This is a genomic window from Agrobacterium vitis (assembly GCF_037039395.1).
GTDB lineage: Bacteria > Pseudomonadota > Alphaproteobacteria > Rhizobiales > Rhizobiaceae > Allorhizobium > Allorhizobium vitis_E.
This window is the reverse complement of the sequence record NZ_CP146244.1, coordinates 893,964-913,792: the sequence shown is the minus strand read 5'-3', so window position 1 is coordinate 913,792 and position 19,829 is coordinate 893,964. Positions and strand designations below refer to the sequence as shown.

General features: G+C 55.4%; 15 protein-coding genes. 2 read left to right on the top strand and 13 right to left on the bottom strand.

Annotation, left to right across the window (positions count from 1 at the left end; translation table 11 throughout):
• Positions 1-124: 124 nt before the first annotated feature.
• The 12 genes from V6582_RS25335 to V6582_RS25280 all read right to left on the bottom strand — a co-directional run bounded on the left by V6582_RS25335 (position 125) and on the right by V6582_RS25280 (position 16,377).
• Positions 125-589, bottom strand: coding sequence for a cyclic nucleotide-binding domain-containing protein (locus V6582_RS25335; RefSeq protein WP_012653944.1), 465 nt, complete (start codon positions 587-589; stop codon positions 125-127).
• Positions 590-624: 35 nt separating this feature from the next.
• Positions 625-3,339, bottom strand: a complete 2,715-nt coding sequence (locus tag V6582_RS25330; protein ID WP_156630030.1) for an ABC transporter transmembrane domain-containing protein — start codon at positions 3,337-3,339, stop codon at positions 625-627.
• Between the two features lie 165 nt (positions 3,340-3,504).
• The gene (locus tag V6582_RS25325) at positions 3,505-4,857 is read right to left on the bottom strand and encodes an adenylate/guanylate cyclase domain-containing protein (RefSeq protein ID WP_156630031.1); all 1,353 of its coding nucleotides are present in this window, start codon (positions 4,855-4,857) and stop codon (positions 3,505-3,507) included.
• A 193-nt stretch (positions 4,858-5,050) separates the two neighbouring features.
• Positions 5,051-6,766, bottom strand: a complete 1,716-nt coding sequence (locus V6582_RS25320; protein WP_156630033.1) for an adenylate/guanylate cyclase domain-containing protein — start codon at positions 6,764-6,766, stop codon at positions 5,051-5,053.
• A 177-nt stretch (positions 6,767-6,943) separates the two neighbouring features.
• Entirely contained in the window at positions 6,944-7,774 is an 831-nt protein-coding gene (locus tag V6582_RS25315; protein ID WP_337739164.1) for an MBL fold metallo-hydrolase, read from the bottom strand.
• Positions 7,775-7,939: 165 nt separating this feature from the next.
• Positions 7,940-9,871: a putative bifunctional diguanylate cyclase/phosphodiesterase gene (locus V6582_RS25310; protein ID WP_156630038.1), complete on the bottom strand. Its 1,932-nt coding sequence runs from the start codon at positions 9,869-9,871 to the stop codon at positions 7,940-7,942.
• A 48-nt stretch (positions 9,872-9,919) separates the two neighbouring features.
• Positions 9,920-10,426 carry an oxidoreductase gene (locus V6582_RS25305; RefSeq protein ID WP_156630039.1) on the bottom strand — a complete coding sequence of 169 codons (507 nt, stop codon included), beginning with the start codon at positions 10,424-10,426 and terminating at the stop codon, positions 9,920-9,922.
• 739 nt (positions 10,427-11,165) lie between these two features.
• Positions 11,166-12,188 carry a SphA family protein gene (locus V6582_RS25300; protein ID WP_156630040.1) on the bottom strand — a complete coding sequence of 341 codons (1,023 nt, stop codon included), beginning with the start codon at positions 12,186-12,188 and terminating at the stop codon, positions 11,166-11,168.
• A 251-nt stretch (positions 12,189-12,439) separates the two neighbouring features.
• Positions 12,440-13,624 carry an MFS transporter gene (locus V6582_RS25295; protein WP_349508986.1) on the bottom strand — a complete coding sequence of 395 codons (1,185 nt, stop codon included), beginning with the start codon at positions 13,622-13,624 and terminating at the stop codon, positions 12,440-12,442.
• Between the two features lie 583 nt (positions 13,625-14,207).
• The gene (locus V6582_RS25290) at positions 14,208-14,948 is read right to left on the bottom strand and encodes an IclR family transcriptional regulator (protein ID WP_156630042.1); all 741 of its coding nucleotides are present in this window, start codon (positions 14,946-14,948) and stop codon (positions 14,208-14,210) included.
• Between the two features lie 221 nt (positions 14,949-15,169).
• Positions 15,170-15,694 carry a sigma-70 family RNA polymerase sigma factor gene (locus V6582_RS25285; RefSeq protein WP_234889538.1) on the bottom strand — a complete coding sequence of 175 codons (525 nt, stop codon included), beginning with the start codon at positions 15,692-15,694 and terminating at the stop codon, positions 15,170-15,172.
• Positions 15,695-15,876: 182 nt separating this feature from the next.
• Positions 15,877-16,377: a ferritin-like domain-containing protein gene (locus V6582_RS25280; protein WP_156630043.1), complete on the bottom strand. Its 501-nt coding sequence runs from the start codon at positions 16,375-16,377 to the stop codon at positions 15,877-15,879.
• Between the two features lie 400 nt (positions 16,378-16,777).
• On the opposite strand from V6582_RS25280, the gene V6582_RS25275 reads away from it, so the two are divergent.
• Positions 16,778-17,845, top strand: coding sequence for an MDR/zinc-dependent alcohol dehydrogenase-like family protein (locus tag V6582_RS25275; protein WP_234889539.1), 1,068 nt, complete (start codon positions 16,778-16,780; stop codon positions 17,843-17,845).
• Positions 17,845-18,672 (top strand): Crp/Fnr family transcriptional regulator, encoded by an 828-nt coding sequence (locus tag V6582_RS25270; protein WP_337739151.1) that lies wholly within the window; start codon positions 17,845-17,847, stop codon positions 18,670-18,672. The genes V6582_RS25275 and V6582_RS25270 overlap by 1 nt, the downstream gene beginning before the upstream one ends.
• 59 nt (positions 18,673-18,731) lie before the next feature.
• Here V6582_RS25270 and V6582_RS25265 read toward each other — a convergent pair whose 3' ends face one another.
• Complete coding sequence (locus V6582_RS25265) at positions 18,732-19,829, bottom strand: sensor histidine kinase (protein WP_156630044.1); 1,098 nt, start codon at positions 19,827-19,829, stop codon at positions 18,732-18,734.

Sequence of the window (19,829 nt, the reverse complement as noted above, 5' to 3'; positions counted from 1 at the left end):
ATTCAGAACAGAACGAGGTCGAATGAATGCCGAAACTTCGCGGAAATGGGCAAAAAAGCAAGTAAAGGATATATGACAGCCCGACTATCCGATATGCCGGGTGCTGAGACGATCGCTTTCGATATCAGTTCAGCAATTGTTGCTCGCGGCTGCGGGCTGCGGACAGTTCGGATGTCGTGTGATTGAGACGGTCAGCCAGAACCCGGGTGATTTCCGAGGAAATTTCGGGAAAATCGCTCATCAGTTTCAGGAAATTTTCCTTGCTGATTTTCAAGACTTCTAGCCGGGACGCCGCCCGCACGGTTGCCGTTCGCGACACATCGCAGAGAATGGCGATTTCCCCGACGATAGAATTGCTTTGAACTTCCGCGACCTTAATTTCTCCGGCATCCGAATTGACCAGGACATCGGCTGTCCCTGAGAGCACGACATAGGCTGCGTCACCGACATCGCCCTGGCGAAACAGGTTTTGCCCTTCGCGACAGGTCATCCGGTCGGAAGCAAAAGCCAGTAGCTTCAGCTTGGCTGGAGCAATCTGGGAAAACAGCGGCACGCGCCGCAACATTTCAACTTCGTCCTTCAGTAGCATTTGCGTCTTACCCCCTATCGCGCCTGATCACGATATTACGAGAGAAACTGTTTGAACATCCCGTCTTTGGCGGAAAGCTCTTCGAAACTCCCGGTTTCGACAAGATTTCCTTTGTCGAAGACGAGTATCCTGTCAAAAAGACCACTTATATCTGCATTTGGCAAAACCCAGATGATCGAAGGCCGGTGACCGTCGCAATGCAGGTTCTGCATGATATGACTGACGATCTTATCCTGCGCCCGCTGATCGAGCGCCGACAAGGGCCTGTTGAAGATGAAATAATCCGACCGCTTTACCAGCGCCCGCGCCAGATTGAGCTTCTGGCGCTGCACAGCGGTCAACCGCCGCCCCTGCGAACCGACGTCGAAATCCAGCCCGATCGACAACACGCTTTCGGCAAGGCCGAGGTCTCTAAAAATGTCGCGGATGATCGCCCGGATCCGGTCAGACGCATCGGCTTCGCGCACAGCCAGCCGCCCAAACAGGACATTGTCCATCAACGATGCCGACAGGGTGAACCGCTCTGCGTCATGGCGCTCGATCTTGTCAGCCAGATCGTCAGGAATTTCGGCATGGAACTGCTGGCGCGCATCGACGATCTTGTCCATCAACTCCTGCGTCAACAGACCGAAACGATGGCGGGGTTCGATATAGGCGAAGCTGAGGCGAATAATGCTGCTGCGCTCGCTGGCCGAGGCCTGCGTTGCGGACGTGCCCTGGAGCTTTTGCAGCAAGGCCTCGTAGTCGGGAAGATCCTCCGCGCTCATGAAGGTCAATTGCTGGAAAAACGGATGGTCGGGCGGAAGGTCTCGAAACAGTTCGACCGCATTCGCCGCAATTTCCAGCCCCATTGCGTAGAACGCGTCGCCAATGCCGGTGTCACGCATCACCTTGCGGAAATAGGGATGGGCCGCCAGCCGTTGCCCATTGATCATCAAGGGTTTCATCTTGCCGAAGAGCAGGTTTTCACCCACCGTCGCCTGGCTGTTATAGGCATCGGCCTCGAAGGGTACGACAATGTCGTCCAGATCCTCGTCGTGCAAACGCAGGCGCAGCGCATGGCGGATCTCGACGATCCGCTCGGTCAACTCCTGATGGGCAAGCGTATCCACTTGCGAACGCAGGGCGAGATCGAAAATATCCTCCGAAATTGTCACCGCATCCAGGACCGGACGGATCACCTTCAACAGACCATCCGGCCCTTCGGCTCCGGCTGATCGATAATCCACCCAATCGCTGTTGAGATCGAGAAGCGGATTGCCGGATTTCTGCGCCTCCAGAAGGTCGCGTTTGTTTCTACGCGCCGCCAGTCCGTCATAGGTGACATCCGTCAACGGCGCATGTTTCAGCCCGTAGAGGAGATTGTCCCGCAAAGTGCCGTGGAAGAAATAGGCATCCGAGGACACAAAGGAAAGCCGCCGACCGGTGACCGATTCCGGCATGCTGAGAATATCCTGGCCACCAATGCTGATATGGCCGGATTCCGGCCACAGGATACGCCCGAGAGCTTCCGCCAGCGCCTCGCCGCCGCCGCCGTTCTGACCGACAATCGCAACCGTCTCATTGGGGGCAATATCCAGCGAAACGCTGTTGAGCAGGCGCGCGCCGCTATCGTCGCACAGCACCAGGTTCGTGGCCACCAATGCCTCGGAAATTGGGCCGACCGGGGTGGCCGCAACCGCGTGAACCCGCGCATCGACCAAGCGGTCGACATCGAATTGCTCGACCACCTGGGCATATTTGACCTGTACGTCCTGGCGGGCCTGATCCCAGTCTATCAATTCCTTCAGTGGACCCGGCAAGTCTTTGTAGGCGCTAATAACGGCGATCAGCTGGCCGATATCGAGCCGCCCCTCCAGCGCCATATAGCCGCCGATGGCATAGAACAGGAACGGGGTCAGCTGGGCCAGGAAGTTATTGATGAATTTCACCATGAACTTCCACTGGTAGAGATCGTAGCGAATCGAAAAAATCAGGCCGAGACGGGCGGCAATGTCGGCGCGCTCGAAATTGGATGTGTCATGGGCATGGACCGTATGAATGCCATCGACAATTTCGCCAACCCGGCCGGATAATTCGCGCGCCGTCAATTGGCGCTGGCGACCCAGCTCCAGAAGCCGTCTGCGCATGCGTGGAATGATAATGGCCTGAACGCAGACCATGCCGGCGGCGATCATTCCCAGCCAGACATTCTGAAGGATGATGAAGATCAGCGCTGTCAGCGCCTGCCCGCCCAAAAGCGCGGGCTGGACGAAGGCATCGCCGGTAAAACCGCCCAGCGGCTCGACCTCATCCTTGATCATTGTGGCGATCTCAGCGGATTTCACCCGTTTGAAATGCACGGGCGGAAACCGCAGAACCCGATCGATCAACTCGAAGCGAATCCGGCGCAGCATGCGCTCACCAAGCCGCCCCTTATAGGTGTTGATGTAGAATTTGAACAAACCGTTCAGCACGACAAGACACAGGAAGACGAGGCTGAGCGCCATCAGCATTTGCAGGCGGTTAAGCTCGAAACCGCTGAAGATTTCCAGATGTCCGACCCATGGCAGGTCGAAGGCAACATGCATGAACGGCTTTGTCGCCCCGGCCTCTTCAAAGCCCTGGCCCTGAATAGGGCCATTGACGATCTGCTTGGGCAGATCGAAGGACAGGAAATAGGGGATCATCGATAGACCGACGATACACAATATCCACACCTGTTGCAGATAGGTATTCGACCAGATGTAGCGCCCCAGGCTTTTTTCCATCGTCACCCGTGAAATATCGTCACCTGCACAATGCGGCGCCCCTCGTCTCACGCCCCATGCTGCACGACAGCGCCATCAATCATATATGGTGGAGTTTACTTCACTGTAAAGCGATCACGCGCAGATGGTGCTCCAGCAGCCTCTCATGCCCGCCTCCAGCCTGATCTATTGCAAAAACCGGCCCATCATCGCCTGGGACTTTTTCTGTCCATCCAGTTGGACGGCATCGCGGTGCAGGAGAATCAAGCGCTCGGCTTCCGAAAGGCCGATGCGCTGCAAATCGGCTTCAGCTTCATCCCTTCGCAGCTCAGCCAATAATGGGCCGGGCTGCAAAATCGTCACCCGCTGGCGAACCCCCCGCAGCTTTTCCTCACCAAGCGTTATCCAGTCACCGGCGCAGTAACCAGCAAAGGCATGGCTGGCCACAACGTCGCTGGCATATTTCTTGGTGAGCAGCTGGAGCCTTACCACTTCATTGACCGCCGAACCGAAGGCTGAAAACGTCAACCGGTCGCGCAGCCCGACATTGCCGAACATCACATTGCCGACATGCAGGCCGAGGCCGTAGCCGATAAGGGCGACACCCTTTTTCCGGCGCTCCTCGTTCAGGTCCGCCAGCCGCGCCTGGGCCAGACGCACAGCCGAAAGTGCCGCCTGGCAAGCCTGCCGGGACGGGTCCTTGTGGCGGTCGCAAGGATAGACGGCCAGAAACCCATCGCCCAGAAAACTCAGGATCTGCCCGCCATTGCGGTTGAACGGTGCAGCGATTGCGTCGAAAAAATCATTCAACGTATCGATATAGGCCTGCCGTCCCTCTTTTTCGGCCAGCATGGTCGATTGACGCATATCGCCGACCACCAGCGCCGCCCGAATGGTTTCGCCGTCACCGCGGCGGATCTGGCCATTCAACACCCGCTTGCCGGCGTCACCCCCCAGATAGGTGGTGAGCATATTGTTGGAAAGCTTGCTGAGAACAGCCATTTTGGCGGCAACCGCCAGATGGTTTTGAATGCGCAGCAGCGCGGCAATCATCTCCTCGCTAAAGCCATCCTTGGCATCCGTGGACCAGGAGCCCAACATGCCCTGCACGGACTGATCCCCGAAGGGCTGCATGAAGGCAAGGTAATCGGTGACATTCTCCTTGCGCAAATCCTCGAAAATCTCGAATTCAACCGGGCCTTCGGCAGGAATGCGCCGGCGCAAATAATCGAGATCCCGGCTCAGCAATTGATAATAGGGGCTCTGCAAAAACATATCCGTATTGTCGGCATCGTGACGATAGCCTTCAATCATCAGTCCGCTTTGTGGCCGCCAGGTAAAGCCAACGGCTTCGTAAAGCGGATGCAGCATGGCAAAAGACAAATGCACCCGAACGATCGGCAGACCGGCGGCGGCGATCCGGTCGCAAAAGCCCCGAACGATGTCCTCAAGAGTGCTGCCGGAAAGGGCAGCCTGTGTCAGCCAATCAGCGACTTTTTCCATGAAGATCGCCGAGACCGGTGCGGATGCAGTCGCCATGAAAGGTCCCATCAAAAAGACGTGTCGTTGAAAAACAGGCCATGGCCAGCTTCATGATAGGAAATAGGGATCCATGCCACTCCAGGCAATGGCAGCCAACGTCACCGATGCTTTATATATAGCATGTTTCAACAAACTGGAATCGGAACGAGGCTGCCGTTTGTTTTCACATCGGATTTTCCGTCGCCGCAGGTTATATTTTGCCAACCGCGGAAAGGTTGAGCGCAGTGCGTGTCGCCTCATTCAGGATGAAGACTTTTAACGGCTCTGCACGACCGCGAATGGAAATCTCCCGTCCGGCGCTTTCCGGCACCGCCAGCCCTGCCCGAGTGGCAACCGGTTCGGAAATCACCAGTTGCGTTTCAAATTCCTTGGCCACCGTTTCCAGCCGGCTGGCGACATTGACGGTATCGCCAATGGCTGTGAGATTACGAACGCTGCCGTAACCCAGCGTTCCCACCACGGCCGGACCGGTATGAATACCAATGGCGATCCTGAGCGGCACCGTCAGTTCGTTGGCCAATTGCCGGTTCAACTCCTCCAGACCGGCAATGATACCGTTTGCCGCCTTCAAGGCCTGGCGACAGGCGACCTCGGTCGATCCTGTGACGCCGAAAAGCGCCATGGCGCCATCGCCGATAAATTTATCCAGCCGTCCTCCTGCCTCTTCCACGGCATGACCGACCACGGCGAAATAGCGGTTCAGCAAAAAGACGATGTCGAAAGGCAGCCGGCTTTCCGTCAGCATCGTGAAATGCCGCAGGTCACAAAACAGCACGGCGATATCGCGTTCGCGACCGGGGATTACTTCATGACTGCTATCGACTGTGGCGCTTTGCGGCATCGCCACCATAAGCGGCATGACTGTGAGGTTCGCCTTGGGACGAAGCTGGCAGGCAAGCCGAACACCAGGGCCAGCCTTGATCCTGTTCAACGTACCCTGCTCCAGCGTTTCGGCAGGCGGCAGCAGTTGCTCTCCATCGATAACCTGGACACGGCAGGTCGAACATTGGCCCTTGCCGCCGCACACGGCATAATGCGGTTGTCCTGCCAGTCGGCTGGCCTCGAGCAGGGTGAAGCCACGCGGCACCCTGACCGTCTCGCCGTTCGGATAGCGGACAGTGATCAGATGCGCCCGCTCGGTCAGCCTGCGGGCAAAGCGTAAGGCGAGGACCAAGCCGATAGACAGGAAAAACAATCCGTAAAGTGTCAGACGGATCATCCGGATCCATCCCGCTTCGCTGGACGTCAAGGCGGCCGGTTCGTAATAGCCGCCCGGATAACCGCTCAACCAGAAAGTTGGGCTGGCAATCGTGCGGCCCATTTCGACAAAGCCGAGCAGAGACAGGATCGGCAACAGAATGGCCACCGTCAGGAAGCCCGTTTTTAACCGTTCATACCATGGCCGGAAGCGCAGCCAAAAATGGACTCCAATACATCCATGCAGCCATAAAATAACAATGGCCAGCGACTGGCGCCATCCATCGACAGGCGACGTGCTCCACATGGAATGGACGACGGACTGATAATTGTCACGCAGATGAAAGAGCGAGGAGGCAATCCTGGTCGCAACGATATGATCGATGATCAGCAGCGGCACCACCAGGCCAAGCACGATCTGCAACGCTTCGGATTTGGGCATGGTAAAGCTGCGGCGGATATAGACGGCGCGTAAGACCAGCCCCATGTGGATGAGCAAGGAACCGTAAAGCAACACCGTGCCGGGGGGCGTACGCCAAACAGCCAGAAACCACAAACGGGCACGATCGGCGAAATCCACCGAAATCAACCCGGAGGCATGATTGGCCATATGCATGGCGAGGAACAGGAAAATCACCAGCCCCGAACCGAGCCGGGCCTTGCGTATCCGGCGTTCCGACCAGAGGCTTTTTTTGACGTCCACGGCCATAGGTTTCAGTTCTTCAAAGCCACTTTCCGAAGATCCAGCAATGGCAGTTTTGGCCGGACCTGTAAATCACCGCTAGATTTCCCGATTGATTTTATCGATTGTATGACCAACACGGAAATCAAGTTTCCGAATTTTTGCCTTCGCCGTCAGATCCTGTGCTGACAGATATCAAGTGGGTCAGATATCGAGAACCATCCCGTCACGCGCCATAAGCGTCGCTGGAAACGCCTCCTGCGCCAACCGTTCCAGCAGCGCCATTTCGCTGTCGGTGCGCCACGGGGCGTGATGGAACAACAACAATCGGCCCACATTTGCCTGCTCGGCCAATTTAACGCCCTGTTCCCAGCTTGAATGGCCAAACCCTCGATAACGCTGCATTTCCGCTTCGGTAAAGGCGGCGTCGTAGACCGCAATATCGGCATTGGCCATCAGCGCCAGCGCTGTCGGATCGAGTTCACCGGGTTGATGTTCTATGTCAAACACCAGTGCCAGCACCTTACCGGCCCATTCCACCCGGTAGCCGATGCATCCGCCCGGATGATTAAGCGCAAATGTGCCGATGGAAATACCAGGACGAGGAGTCAGAATATCCCCGGCCCGAAAATCATAAAACTGCAGAGAGGCCTTGCAGATATCCATCTTCACGGGAAAATATGGCGGACTGACAAATTGATGGATCATCTGATCGGTCGTCATGCTACCGGCCAGGTGGCCAGACCAGATATTGACGGTGATCTCGGGATTGTAGATCGGCTTGAAAAAAGGCAAGCCGATAATGTGATCGTAGTGACAGTGGGAAAAGAACAGGTCGACATTGCTGGTCCTGTCTCCCATCATATCCAGACCGGCCTGACGAATGCCGGAACCGGCATCGAAAATCAGCCTGTGTTCGCCACAGCGCACCTCGATGCAGGGCGTGTTCCCACCATAAACATCGAATTCCGCGCCACAGACCGGGATACTGCCGCGAACACCCCAGAATTTCACCTGAAACACGCTACTGTTCACTTTATCCAAAGAGTTTCGGTCGCGGGATTAAGACGATTGGGTTTGGACCGGTTGCCAAGACATCATTCCTGAAATTGCCAGGGATGCAAAGGAAAATGTCAGGCGCCTGTCCCAGCATGGTCTCTTTCCGAACATTACCTTTACCAATATAGGGAATTGCGACAGTTACCACGACTGGTCCAAGGTAACTTCCTTGTGCTCATTCTCCTGATGAAGATGGGTGAGAAAGCTCGCCGGTTCTGGCCTGCCGATCAGGTATCCCTGCACCTGATCGCAACCCAGTCTTTTCACGCACTCAAACTGTTCTTCCGTTTCCACACCTTCAGCGGTTGTGGTCATGCCAAGGCTGGCGCCAATCCCTGTCACCAGCTCTGCGATTGCCAGGGCATCGGCCCTTGTCGTCACATCGCGGATGAAAGAGCGGTCGATCTTCAACTTGTCAAACGGAAAGCCTCGCAAGCTGCCGAGCGAGGAATAACCCGTCCCGAAATCATCCATGGCAATCTGAATCCCGATAGCCTTCAGCTCCCTCAAGGTTGTCAGGGTCAGCTCGTTTTTGTCAAGCAAGACGGATTCGGTGATCTCAAGTTCTAGACGGCCCGCAGAAAGGCCGCTGATTTCCAAGGCATCCAAAACCTTTTGGACGAGCGTCTTGCTGCGAAACTGCACCGATGACAGATTGACCGCAATTTTGAGATGGCCCCGCCAGCTTGCCGCTTCCATACAGGCGGTACGCAGAACCCAATCCCCAAGCCCATCGATGACCCCGATTTTTTCGGCGACAGGAATGAAGTCGACTGGCGACACCGAACCGCGGCTTGGATGTGTCCAGCGCAGCAATGCTTCATAACCGCAAATTTCACGTGTCGCGGTGGTCGCCAATGGTTGGTAGTAGACTTCCATTTCCCCGTTTTGCAACGCCGTTTGCAAATCCGCCTCGAACGACTTTCTGTCCTTCAACCGTGTCTGCATCTGGTTTTCAAACACACAGGCATGGCTCGGTCCCAAAGCCTTGGCTTCATAGAGAGCAAGGTCAGCACGCTTGAAGAGTTCGTCGGTATCCGGCTCGTCATTGAAGATCGCCACGCCGACACAGGTGCCGATCTTGATTTCCTGGTCTCCGACAGGGTACACGAGACCAAGTTCATTCATCAGACGCCTAGCAAAATCCATGGCCTGGTTCTCGGTCAGACCGGTGGACAGGATCGCGAATTCGTCTCCTCCCAACCGACAGACAAGATCGCCATGGTCCTTGATGTCGACCAGCCGGCTCGCGACCATCCGCAACAAGGCATCCCCGATGTCATGACCAAGCGTATCGTTGACATCCTTGAATCCATCGAGATCCAGCAGCAGGATGATGGCCACCGGTCCGCCTGCTTTGGCCGATACCAGTCTTGCTTCCAGATCCTGGCGAAAAAGGATGCGGTTGGGCAGTCCGGTCAGGGAATCATGGTGAGCGACATATTCGAGGCGATTGTTTTGCGATTTCAGCTCCCAGGACGCCGCGCGTAGATCGTCGGTCAATCGTTGCATACGCCGATGAGCTTTATCCAGAAGACTGTTGTGACGCAAAAGCAAGCCGACAAGCACAATACCGCACAGGATGAGCCCTCCAGCAAGGGCGGTATAGATGAGATGAAGATGCCGCAACTCGGCCTGGGCGGCCCCAATCTTGCTGACATCGGCTTCGAGAGCGGTCGATGCCAGCCTCGTCATCGGACCGTCCAGAAGCTCCATTTTCTGCAACAGCGCTTTGATGGCTTCGAGGTCCAGTGTCCCGAACCCCCTGTTGAGAGTTTCAAGCACGTCGCTGAGCTTAGCGATCAGATCCACACGCTGCGGATCGGCATCAATGAAGCTCTTTAAATTGCCTTGCTCGAATAATTCCAGTCGGCTCAGCATGATATCCAGACGGAGACGCAAATCATCCCGGTCAAATTCACCCATGTCGAATGCGGATGTCGCAAGCCGGTGCTCAAGCCTCATATATTCGGAGAGGGTTTGACTGACCGCCCAGGAATCATTGTAACGGGCAAATTTCTCAAGCGTCGTTTGACGTTCGGCTATGACATAGGCGATGTACCCTGTTGCCATGACGAAACAACATATGATCGTCCCAAGAATACGCCTCACGCCGTGCCTCTATTCCACAATGAGCTTTGAAACTTGCCATGCCGAGCGCATGTAATATACCTGACTTTGAAGCTGTTGGTCGCTGTCATAGGGATAGACAATGAAAAGCGGCCCTTTATCCCTGACTGGCATATAATTCTCGTCTCGCTTGAAAGCGAGCAAAACATTGAACCGATTGAAATCATCAAGCGGAATTGTTGTCACATAATCGTTCAGAGCAACGGCCGTCACCTTCGTTCCCTTTGCTCCCACGAAATCCATCAGCTTTTTAAGCGGAACGCCTTCAAAAGCCGTACGCCCTTCATACCACGGATTGGTGGTTTTAATCACTGTAGAACCAATGGCTTCCAACATACCAAGATCGAAAGTAGCGCCGTCTGCCGTATTGCGGTTTTCAATATTGCCGGAAATCACCAGGACAGGCTTGCCTTTCGGTTCAGCGAATGTCCCCGCCATAGCCATCGAAATGGGAGCGACCGACAGCACGATATAGGCCCAAAGACGGACGAATCTCATTATAATTCTCCTGACGGTCAATCGATAACGCAAGGACGCCAACGCCACTTTGAATTCGAAGAGCGTTTTGCCACAGTCGTGACCGTCCGGCATGTCGGTTCGGTAACTTTTCGCTTATTTCATACAAGAGTTTACAAGTGCAATAAAGCATCCGAGGGTGTCTAACGATGACAGACCGCAACGCAGCGTATTGCAGAGTGAAGCGCGTCTTTACGAGAATAATCAGTTTCCCGTTATCAAAGTCAAAACCGGCGAGACTCGATACCAATTCCCCGATAATTACTTGGATCGAATGTTATATGAGAATTTTCGCAAGTACCAGAGGGATCGTTGATTTTCCAACTCTACCGGTTGGCGGTGGCAATTTTTCAGAGCCGTCGACAGCCGGTTTGCTTTGCTTTCCGCAGGGTGCGAAGCACCCGAAGCAATGTCCCGATGTGACAAGCGTGATGACCTGGGCGCAGAACGACCGATGAACCCAGGCGTTAAAATGCCAGGCGATCCGCTGAAACGGCCTGACCGCCTCTGAATTCCTTGAACCGGTTATATTTTAAAGAAGCAGGTAGAAAACCAAAAGCACGACAGTCTTCTTTTCGGCGCTTGATAAAACACCCAAAAAAAGACTGTCGTGCTGTATTCCCAGGATTGCTTCAGAGGCCCGGTAATTGGCGATTTCCCCTGAAAAACTTCAGGCTATAGAAACGTCGAAGATGGTTGAACCATCTTCGACGTCTGCCAACTACCAGAGCTTTTTGATAAAGCTCAGTTGCAAATAATCACCCTTGAATGAATTCCTGTTGTAGACATCCGTCAGGTATTTGATGGTCACAGTCGCACGTTGTGATGGAAAATCAACCGCTACGATAGGACCGAGGCGTATGGATTTATGCCGGCGTCCATCCAAGGCTAGATTGGCCGGAGACCCGTCATCATCCTGAACCTGCCATTTGACATTGCCAGCGAGACCGAACTGGTAGCGATTATACCGTTCCGTAACGGCGAAATCGGCAGAAAGATAATCCCCGTCGCGATAGGTGTAACCGCCCGTCGAGTCATCGCGGTCGAAATTGTGATTGTAGAAGATACGGGTCGAAAACTCCGTCCCTTCCAAGAGAATTGGATGGGTTCGATAGGTCATGGCGACGTTTGGAGACAGAACCCAGTTGTTGAAGCCTGGATTGCCAACCTTGTTATTGTCGAACATGCCCATTGGTATGGTGACGCCAACACCAAGACCCAGGGTAAAGCCAGTCGGCATCGGTGGAATGAAATCAGCAGCGGGCCTGGGTTGGCCAGGAGCAGCAGGAGGCGGGCCGTCATACCAGCTCTTCGACCAGAAGAAGATATCGGAATAGGCGTCGAACCAACCGGTATTTTTGGAGGACAGATTGGCTGGGGTTGTTTTTGTAATGGTCAGATCGTGCTCTCCGTAAACGAAGACCAGAGATGACGCCATTCGCCCACCAAGGAACTCCCCGTCATAGACGTAAAGCCCACCCAACTGCCCCTGAAAAAGCCTTTCGCTTGTATCGGGAAACATCGAATTTCCGCTATTGTCACGCAGAGAGTTCCGCCAATTGCCCCAAACGCCACCGACCGCATAGAAGCCAGCCTCAGGCGGCAATTCGGCAGCCCTTATATCCGTTGAGGCGCCCGGAGTGACCGTCTGATAAAACTCGGCAGCAGAAGCCTGCCCACCTTGAGAAGCCAACAGGCAAGAGCCCGTCAGCAGAACTGCAAAATTTAACCGTCTATTTCCCATAAGCTTGTCCCACTTTCCCAGCCAAAATATTAAGGCCACCCCAAATCCGGCACCGTCGAATCACCCTGAGATTCGCTTCATAGTAAATCCCAGACCACCCTAACCCTCTCTTCTTGCTCCAGGCTTGCAAAGAAGCGACACAACTCCTTAAGGTAGAAATCGGTTTAAGGAGTTGTGCCTAGAGAAGGGTGCTAAAGCGACCCTAAGTGCGACACAGAGGATGCACCAAACCTGCACCTGTTCGCTTCGTTTCAGTGAAGCCCAACCAATTCACGCTTGACGGTGACAGGCTCTTTCAACGCCATGCCGAATATCGACCAGATGGCGAAGACGCCTGCACCCAGCAGCGTAAAAACTGCAAAACTCGCCATCGCTCCGATCATTCCGCCAGAGGCCGCAGCAACAGCACCAACCACGAGGGGGCAAATGAACTGGCCGATGAAAAACATCGACGTCCAGATACCGGAGGCCCTTCCTCGATAAGCATCCGGCAGCCGCGCCATTGTGAAGGCCAAAACCAGAGGCAGCGAAATGCCGCAGCCAATATTGTTGATGAACATGCCAGCGATTCCGCCCATCAATGACGTCTGGGTATAGAGAAGGATGAAACCGACACCCTGCAACACCATGGCCGCCGACAACAGCACACCAATGGAACGCCGTGCCTGAGACCGGAACAACAGGGTTCCGGCAACGACGCCGAAAGAGCCGGCAGCGCTGGCAAGACCAAGCACGCTTGGTTCGACAATGCCCCGCTCGGCAAGGACCAAAGAGACATGAACCGGCATCACGTAGAAGAGCATGCCGCAGATCATCGTCAGCACGAGGCAAACGATAAACCGCGTATTGAAAAGCACGCCTTCAGCCTCTGGCGTGGCCGCGGGCACGTCAGCAGGGCGGTTGGATGCGGCCTCGCGTGACGGCTCGAACAACACCATCAGGATAAGCGGAATGAACAGCGCCGTAGCACCATAGACAAGGAAAGGTACGCGCCAGCCGTAACCTCCCAGAAAACCTGCCAGCACGAAACAAACGGTTGCGACGAAAGAGGCCGATCCGAATTGCAGAGACAGCCAGTGGGCCCGACGTTCGCCTGCAAAATAATCGCAGATCAGGGCCGTCCCTGCCGTCATTACACCCGCTTCGGCAATACCAACCACAACTCTCGATGCGATAATTGTATAAAGGCTATCCAGCCAGGCCGGCATGACGCCGGCAATGGCGTAAAACAGCATGGAATAAAACAACAATGTCTTGCGACCGATTCTGTCAGCGAGTATCCCGGCAAGCGGGGCAAGCAATGCCACGAAAAGTGCCGGCGTGACGAGCGCGATCGGAGCAAGCAGCGACGCATTTGCCACCGAGGAAAAATGCTGAATGATCTGCGGCAAGACCGGCGCGAACAATGTCGATCCGATCGGCGCCAACCAGGCCATTGCGATGAGTAATACTCCCTGAGGTATACCGGCGGCTCTTTGCATTTCTCTCCTCCTCCATAAATAACCAGATCTTGAAGACCAGTCCGTACTCCGCACACAGAAACTCGATGCGGGGCAGCCTGCCCTACAATCTGCATTGTTTCGAAATGAGGTTACGCGAATTCAAGCGATCTATTTCAGCTCACGCAATTGCCTCCCAAGCTGATTGGTCGATCAGACCGGATCCACCTCTCTTGCAAAAGCGACAGCGACGAACGTATTGCCAATCACGCCAAAGACGCCGCAACATTCGCAAGCTGTTACACACTCTCTCCTGAAACCGAGCTCTCCTGAAACCGAGGCCGGCTCCATGAGTTATGAATGTGGGCATCAGGCTGAATGCGATGCTGAACGGTGCTGCGACGTGATTTCCTTCCCCTCCCAACGCAATTGCGTCGGGACCTCCTCATTTCTTTGCATATTGAGGAATATCAAATCGCTAGTCAACAAAAATTATTATATTTTGATAATATCGAAAGAAATTCTAATTATGTGTGCATTATTTCGAATATAAGGGGCAATCACTACCGGTATAAATCTCTCAAAACCATCGGGAATTTAGCTTGTCAGCAAGGATTGAAGACGCTGGCAATAGAAGCATCGCCAGTCGCCGTTCAGTGGAATCATCGAAATCGCTGGCACGGACGATCAGGCTGAAGCTGGCATTGATTGCCCCTTGCGCGCAGGTGACGGGTACGGAAATGCCGACGAGACCCGAATCCACTTCACCACGCGTCACGGTAAAGCCGCGCTTACGGATGGCGGCCAATTCAGACGCAATATCGTCAAATGCCCGGTCTACGCCCTCGGCGCCTTTAATGATCTTGCTCAGCTTTGCCCGGGGCAATTGCGCCAGAATGGTTTTCGACGTAGCCCCCCGCAACAATGGCATGGGCCTGCCTCGCTCATAGCTGGTGGCGATATCAGTGGCGGGGCTGCGATCATCGGCAACGCAAATTACCTGGTCGCGATACAGCCGTGCGATAACCGCGACACAAGGAAACTGAACGGCCGAGACAACGTCACGCAACAAAGGCACGCCCTCGCGAATAAGCGGGTCGGAGAGACGAAGACGTCGATCAAATTCGATAAAAACCGCACCGAGGCGATAATGACCTTCCCGGGAAGGATCGAGAAACCCTTGTCCCACCAGCTCGCGTACCGTGCGGTAGACGGTGCTTCCAGGGACATCCAGCCGCTCTGCGATATCCTGTATGGTCCACTCAGACGTCTTCTCGTCGAATAGCCTCAAAATATCGACAAAGCGTTCCAGTCCGGCCATGCTTTTCCTCAGAAAGCTGAAAGAATCCTACTATCAGGCAGTTTCTGACTCGCATTTCAGGCCTGGCAAGTCAATCGCCAGCTCGAAATGCCCTCTGATTTCCTGCAAAACCGTAGCGCTGGCCTCAGCCACCGGCACTCGAGCTTTGCTGTTAAATTGGTTTTGCCGGTAATATTGAGCCCTCCTCGCAAGTCGGCGCGCGATGGAAAATAGCGGATCGGTCACGCTATGCTGAAACGCTCTGACAATGCTTTTCGGGCTCGATTGACCCGGCTTTTTACAGTTCCCACCTCGCAACCGCAGGCAAGTGCTGTTTCATCGTAGCTTGCGCCGCTCGCCACCATCAGCAGGGACTGCCGCGATGCTTCCGGCAAATGCTGCATTGCCAGACCGAGATCGGCGTATAGAACCACCCATTCCTGGGGTGGCTCCATCACCATGCGCAGGTTAAACTCGTCATCCATTCCGACATGCTCACGCTTGCGTCTGTTATAGGCCGTATAGAAAGCGTTGCGCATGATTGTGAACAGCCAGGATTTCAACGCCGTACCGGCTCGAAACTGCGAGGAGGAGTTCAGGGCTCTGAGAATGGTCTCCTGAACCAGATCCTCGACCTCGCCATTGGGGCCGACAAGCCGCTTGGCGAAACGTTGCAAGGCGGGTAGATGCGCCTCAATTTCCGTGTGAACAGCCGTTGTAAATGCCATTGCGCCGCCGGTGCCAGCGCTGTCCTCGAAAGTTGCCATGAAACAGATCTCCTTCTGCGGGCATCAACGAGCACAGGGCCAGGTTGTTTCTGTACGATACCGCACGAAAGAACTGTGACGTTTGCCGTCAGGATTCTGGCCATGAAAACAAAAAAGGCCGCACATTGGCGGCCTTTCAAGGGGAAGAAACCTTTCGCAACAGCGAAAGGCTCGTCCAGAAATCACGCTGCCTTGCGGGCGCTCTTCTTGTTGGCGCTGCTTTCGCCAAGCGCCGTCAATTTTTCGTCCGTGGCGATTTCTTCCTTCAGGGTCGCATCGAACAAGGCGGCGGCCTCCTTCATGCCGAGCTCCAGTGCCCAGGCCTTCAAAGTGCCATAACGGGCAATTTCGTAATGCTCGACGGCCTGCGCCGACGAAATCAAGCCGGCGTCAAGAGCGGGAGAACCCTTGAAATCCTCCATGATTTCTTCGCCTTCGGCGATGATGCCCTGAATTGCCTCACAGGTCTTGCCCCGGGCATTCTTGCCCAGAAGTTCAAAAACCTGTTCCAGCCGCTCGATCTGGCCCTGGGTTTCTTCACGATGATGAAGAAATGCGTTACGGCCCTCTTCCGATTGCGCCGCACGTGCCATTTTTGGCAGGGCTTTCAAGATTTGCTTTTCAGCAAAGTAGATGTCCTTAAGCGTATCCAGGAACAGGTCGTTCAATGTTTTCTCAGCCATTTTTTCCTCCGGGGAATGGTGCAATTCCTTGGCGTCTTTCCTGTGGCTTTCGTCTGGAACTGCGTGAAAAATCGGGAAGCTTTTGAAGGCTCCCATGTAAGCCACCCTTCCCAAACCAAGGTTGCAATCTAAAAGTTCCCCGAAATATCCGGCAGAAAACCCGGCGGGTGAAATGGCGCTGCAAATAGTCGCTCAACGCAATGGCACCGAAATACTCAAGACCATCTTCTTTGACAGGACTTGTTTGACCGGATTTGGGAACTCGAGCGGGTTTTCTAAGTTCAATGGAAAACCAGGCACGCCACAGCATGCGCCCACACCAAGGCCGCACTTCAAAGACGAGTGCGCCAAACGCCTTGGTAAATGTCGCAGGCTCGGGCGAATTACGGGAAGGAACCGGATGGACAGGATTGCCGCAGCGTATCGTGAAAAAACGCATACCGATGAGATGAAGGCAGCGGCTATCACCGGGTCGGGACAGATCAACATCATATCCTATGCCCTGCCGCAACCCGGATGGAGCCAGGTCAGGATAAAGCTGGAGGGCTTTGGTATCAGCACTTGCGACCCACTCTCTCGCGATAGACGAGAGCGTATGCTGACCTCTGTCGAACCGATAGGCCTGGATGGCGAAGGATGGGGCGTCATCGACGCGATTGGCCCTAATGTCAGAAGCCTGTCGGTCGGAGATCGGGTGGCGTCACTTGTCCAGTCCGCTTATGCCAGCCACCATCTGGCCGATGCGGATAGTGTCATCACCCTTCCCCCATTGCTGGATGGCATGCCGTTTCCGGGCAAATCCCTGAGCCGAGCGATGAACATCTTTCGCCGTAGCGACATCAAGGCGGGACAAAGGGTGGCCATTATCGGCATAGACTTTGTCGGGGCCCTTCTCGTCCAGCTCGCCTCGAGGGCCAAGGCGCAGGTGATTGCCGTCTTGCCCCGTCCTGCATCCGTGGCGTTTGCCAGGCGTATGGGAGCGGCAGAGGCGTTTACCATAGGCGAGCATGGGACCGCAGACGATCGTGTGCGGATCATCGAAACCGTCCAAGAACTTACGGGCGGATATCTTTGCGACCGAGTAATCGACACGACCGGCGAGAGCGGGCTGAGTGATCTGGCGGCTCAATTGACCAACACGCAAGGCCGCCTGATCATGGTTGGCTGCCAACAGGCCGACCCCCGCGAAGACGTTATGCAGCCATGGAAAGAGCGCGGAGCCAGAGTAATCCAGACGGATGAACGCAATCCAGGAATGGGCGCAGGAATGGCCCCAGGAATTGGCCGAGGAATCAGCTCAGAAATCTGCGTCGATGGCATGCTTGAAGCGGTGGCGGCAATCATGGATGGGCGGCTCGATCCCACATCCCTTTATACCCATCGCTACCGACTGGAGGAGCTGGGTCAGGCGTTGATCGACGCCCGCGACCAGCCGGATGGATTTATGAAAGCACTGGTGATCTATTGATGAATGACAGAATTTTGAAAAATGGCCGCGCGGCTGAGGATCGCGCCGTTTCAGTGTCGCCGGTCCTTACTCCGAAGAACCATGGCGACCGACTTGGTACGGAGACAGACATGCCTATGCGTAATCGTCTTCTGGGCGTGCTGGCGCCGGATGATCTCGCCGCCATCGCGCCCGCTCTCGAGCCTGTCGATTTACCGCAAGGGCTGGTCTTGTCGCAGCCCCACGACATCGACCACTACTGTTACTTCCCTGTTTCGGGCGTCGGCTCGACGGTAATCGTTTCTCCCGCTGGCAACCAGAGCGAGGTCGGATTGTTTGGCCGCGAAGGCATGTCGCCCGCCTCTGCCCTGCTGGACAGTGATCGCAATCCCTGCCGGGTGATCATGCAGGTCGCAGGCACTGGGATGCGTCTGAAAACAAGTCGATTGGTTGACCTGATGGATAGCAGGCCGCCCATGCGCCGCCTGCTGCTTCGATGGGCCTATGTTGTCAATATGCAAATGGCTTTCACTGCCCAGTCAAACGCCATTCACTCTATCGATAAACGGTTGGCACGCTGGATCCTGATGTGCCACGACCGGCTGGACAAGGATGAATTATCGCTGACCCACGAATTTCTATCGATCATGCTGGCCGTGCGGCGCTCGAGCGTCACCGCCTCCCTGCATGTGTTGGAAGGCGAAAGATTGATTTATGCGGAGCGCAAGGCAATCCGCATTCGCGACAGAGCAGGTCTCGAAGCCTTTGCCGCCGATGCCTATGGCCCCGTGGAACAGGAGTATCAACGCCTATTAGGGCCAATGAGATATCCGCCGCTTGAGGTTTGACGCAGAGCCTATCGGCGACAAGACCGCGAAACGCCGATAGGCTTTAGCTGGAGACCAGATTAGCGAGCGACTGACGCAGGCGAGATCCGCGCAAAGGGTCCGGAAGCGCTGCAAACCAGACCATCCTCGGCAAACTGGATATCCGGCGTCGCCGCAAACAGCGATGCAAGGGCGGAGGTAACATAGCGCGTCCCATAGCCTTGCCGAGCCGGTGTACGGACAGGCGGCCCATTGCTCTCCCGCCAATGGAAATGGAAGGTCGGCTTCTCAGCGCTATCAACGGCCCAGCGAAGTGAAACACGTCCTTCCGGGACCGACAGGGCGCCATATTTGATCGCATTGGTGATCAATTCATGCAGGCAAAGCGCCAGCGTCGTTCCGGCTTCGCGGCTGACAAGCAGATCGCTGCCATCGACGGCAATCCGCTCGGTGCCATAGGGCGACACGATCAGATCGACCACAGCCGACAGCGACACATCCTCGCCCCCTGCCTCGAAAACTGCGGTATGGACATTGGACAGCGCCAGCAGCCGTCCATTGAAATCCGTCGCAAGATCGTCAAGGCTTTCGGCACCGCGCCGTGTCATGCGAAAGATCGATGTCACCGTTGCCAGGATATTCTTGACGCGGTGATTGAGCTCCGCCCGCAATTCCCGCTCCCGCTCGATGGAATCGCGCACCTGCCGCTGGCGCAAGCGCACCAGCAGGTTGGACTGGATACCGCTGACCAGTTCCAGCGGCGCCACTGGCCGTGTGTAGAACAAAAGCCGCGCGCCCGGCCAGGCGGAAAGCAATTGGTTGCGGATGCGTATCAGCGGCGCGCCCCGCTCCAGCAGAACGATGATCGGCACTTCAGACCAGTTCGGTTGCCGGTCGAGATGCTCGGCAGTCAGGGCGACAATCTGCGGCGTAAGAGCCTCATGCGAAACAATCACAATCCCCGGTGAAGCGTCCAGCAATTGGGCGAAGCCCTTGGCCTCCGTTACCGCCCGCACCTCGATCAGATGTTCGCGCAAAAGCGCGCCGACATAATCGGCATCCTTGCGAAAGGGGGCGCAGACGAGCACCCAATCTAGTTCCTCTTGGGCCAATTTCTCTTGGGCCAGCTCCTTCTGGGCCAGTTCCTGTTGGGCCAGCTTCTCCTGGGGCAATGGCAT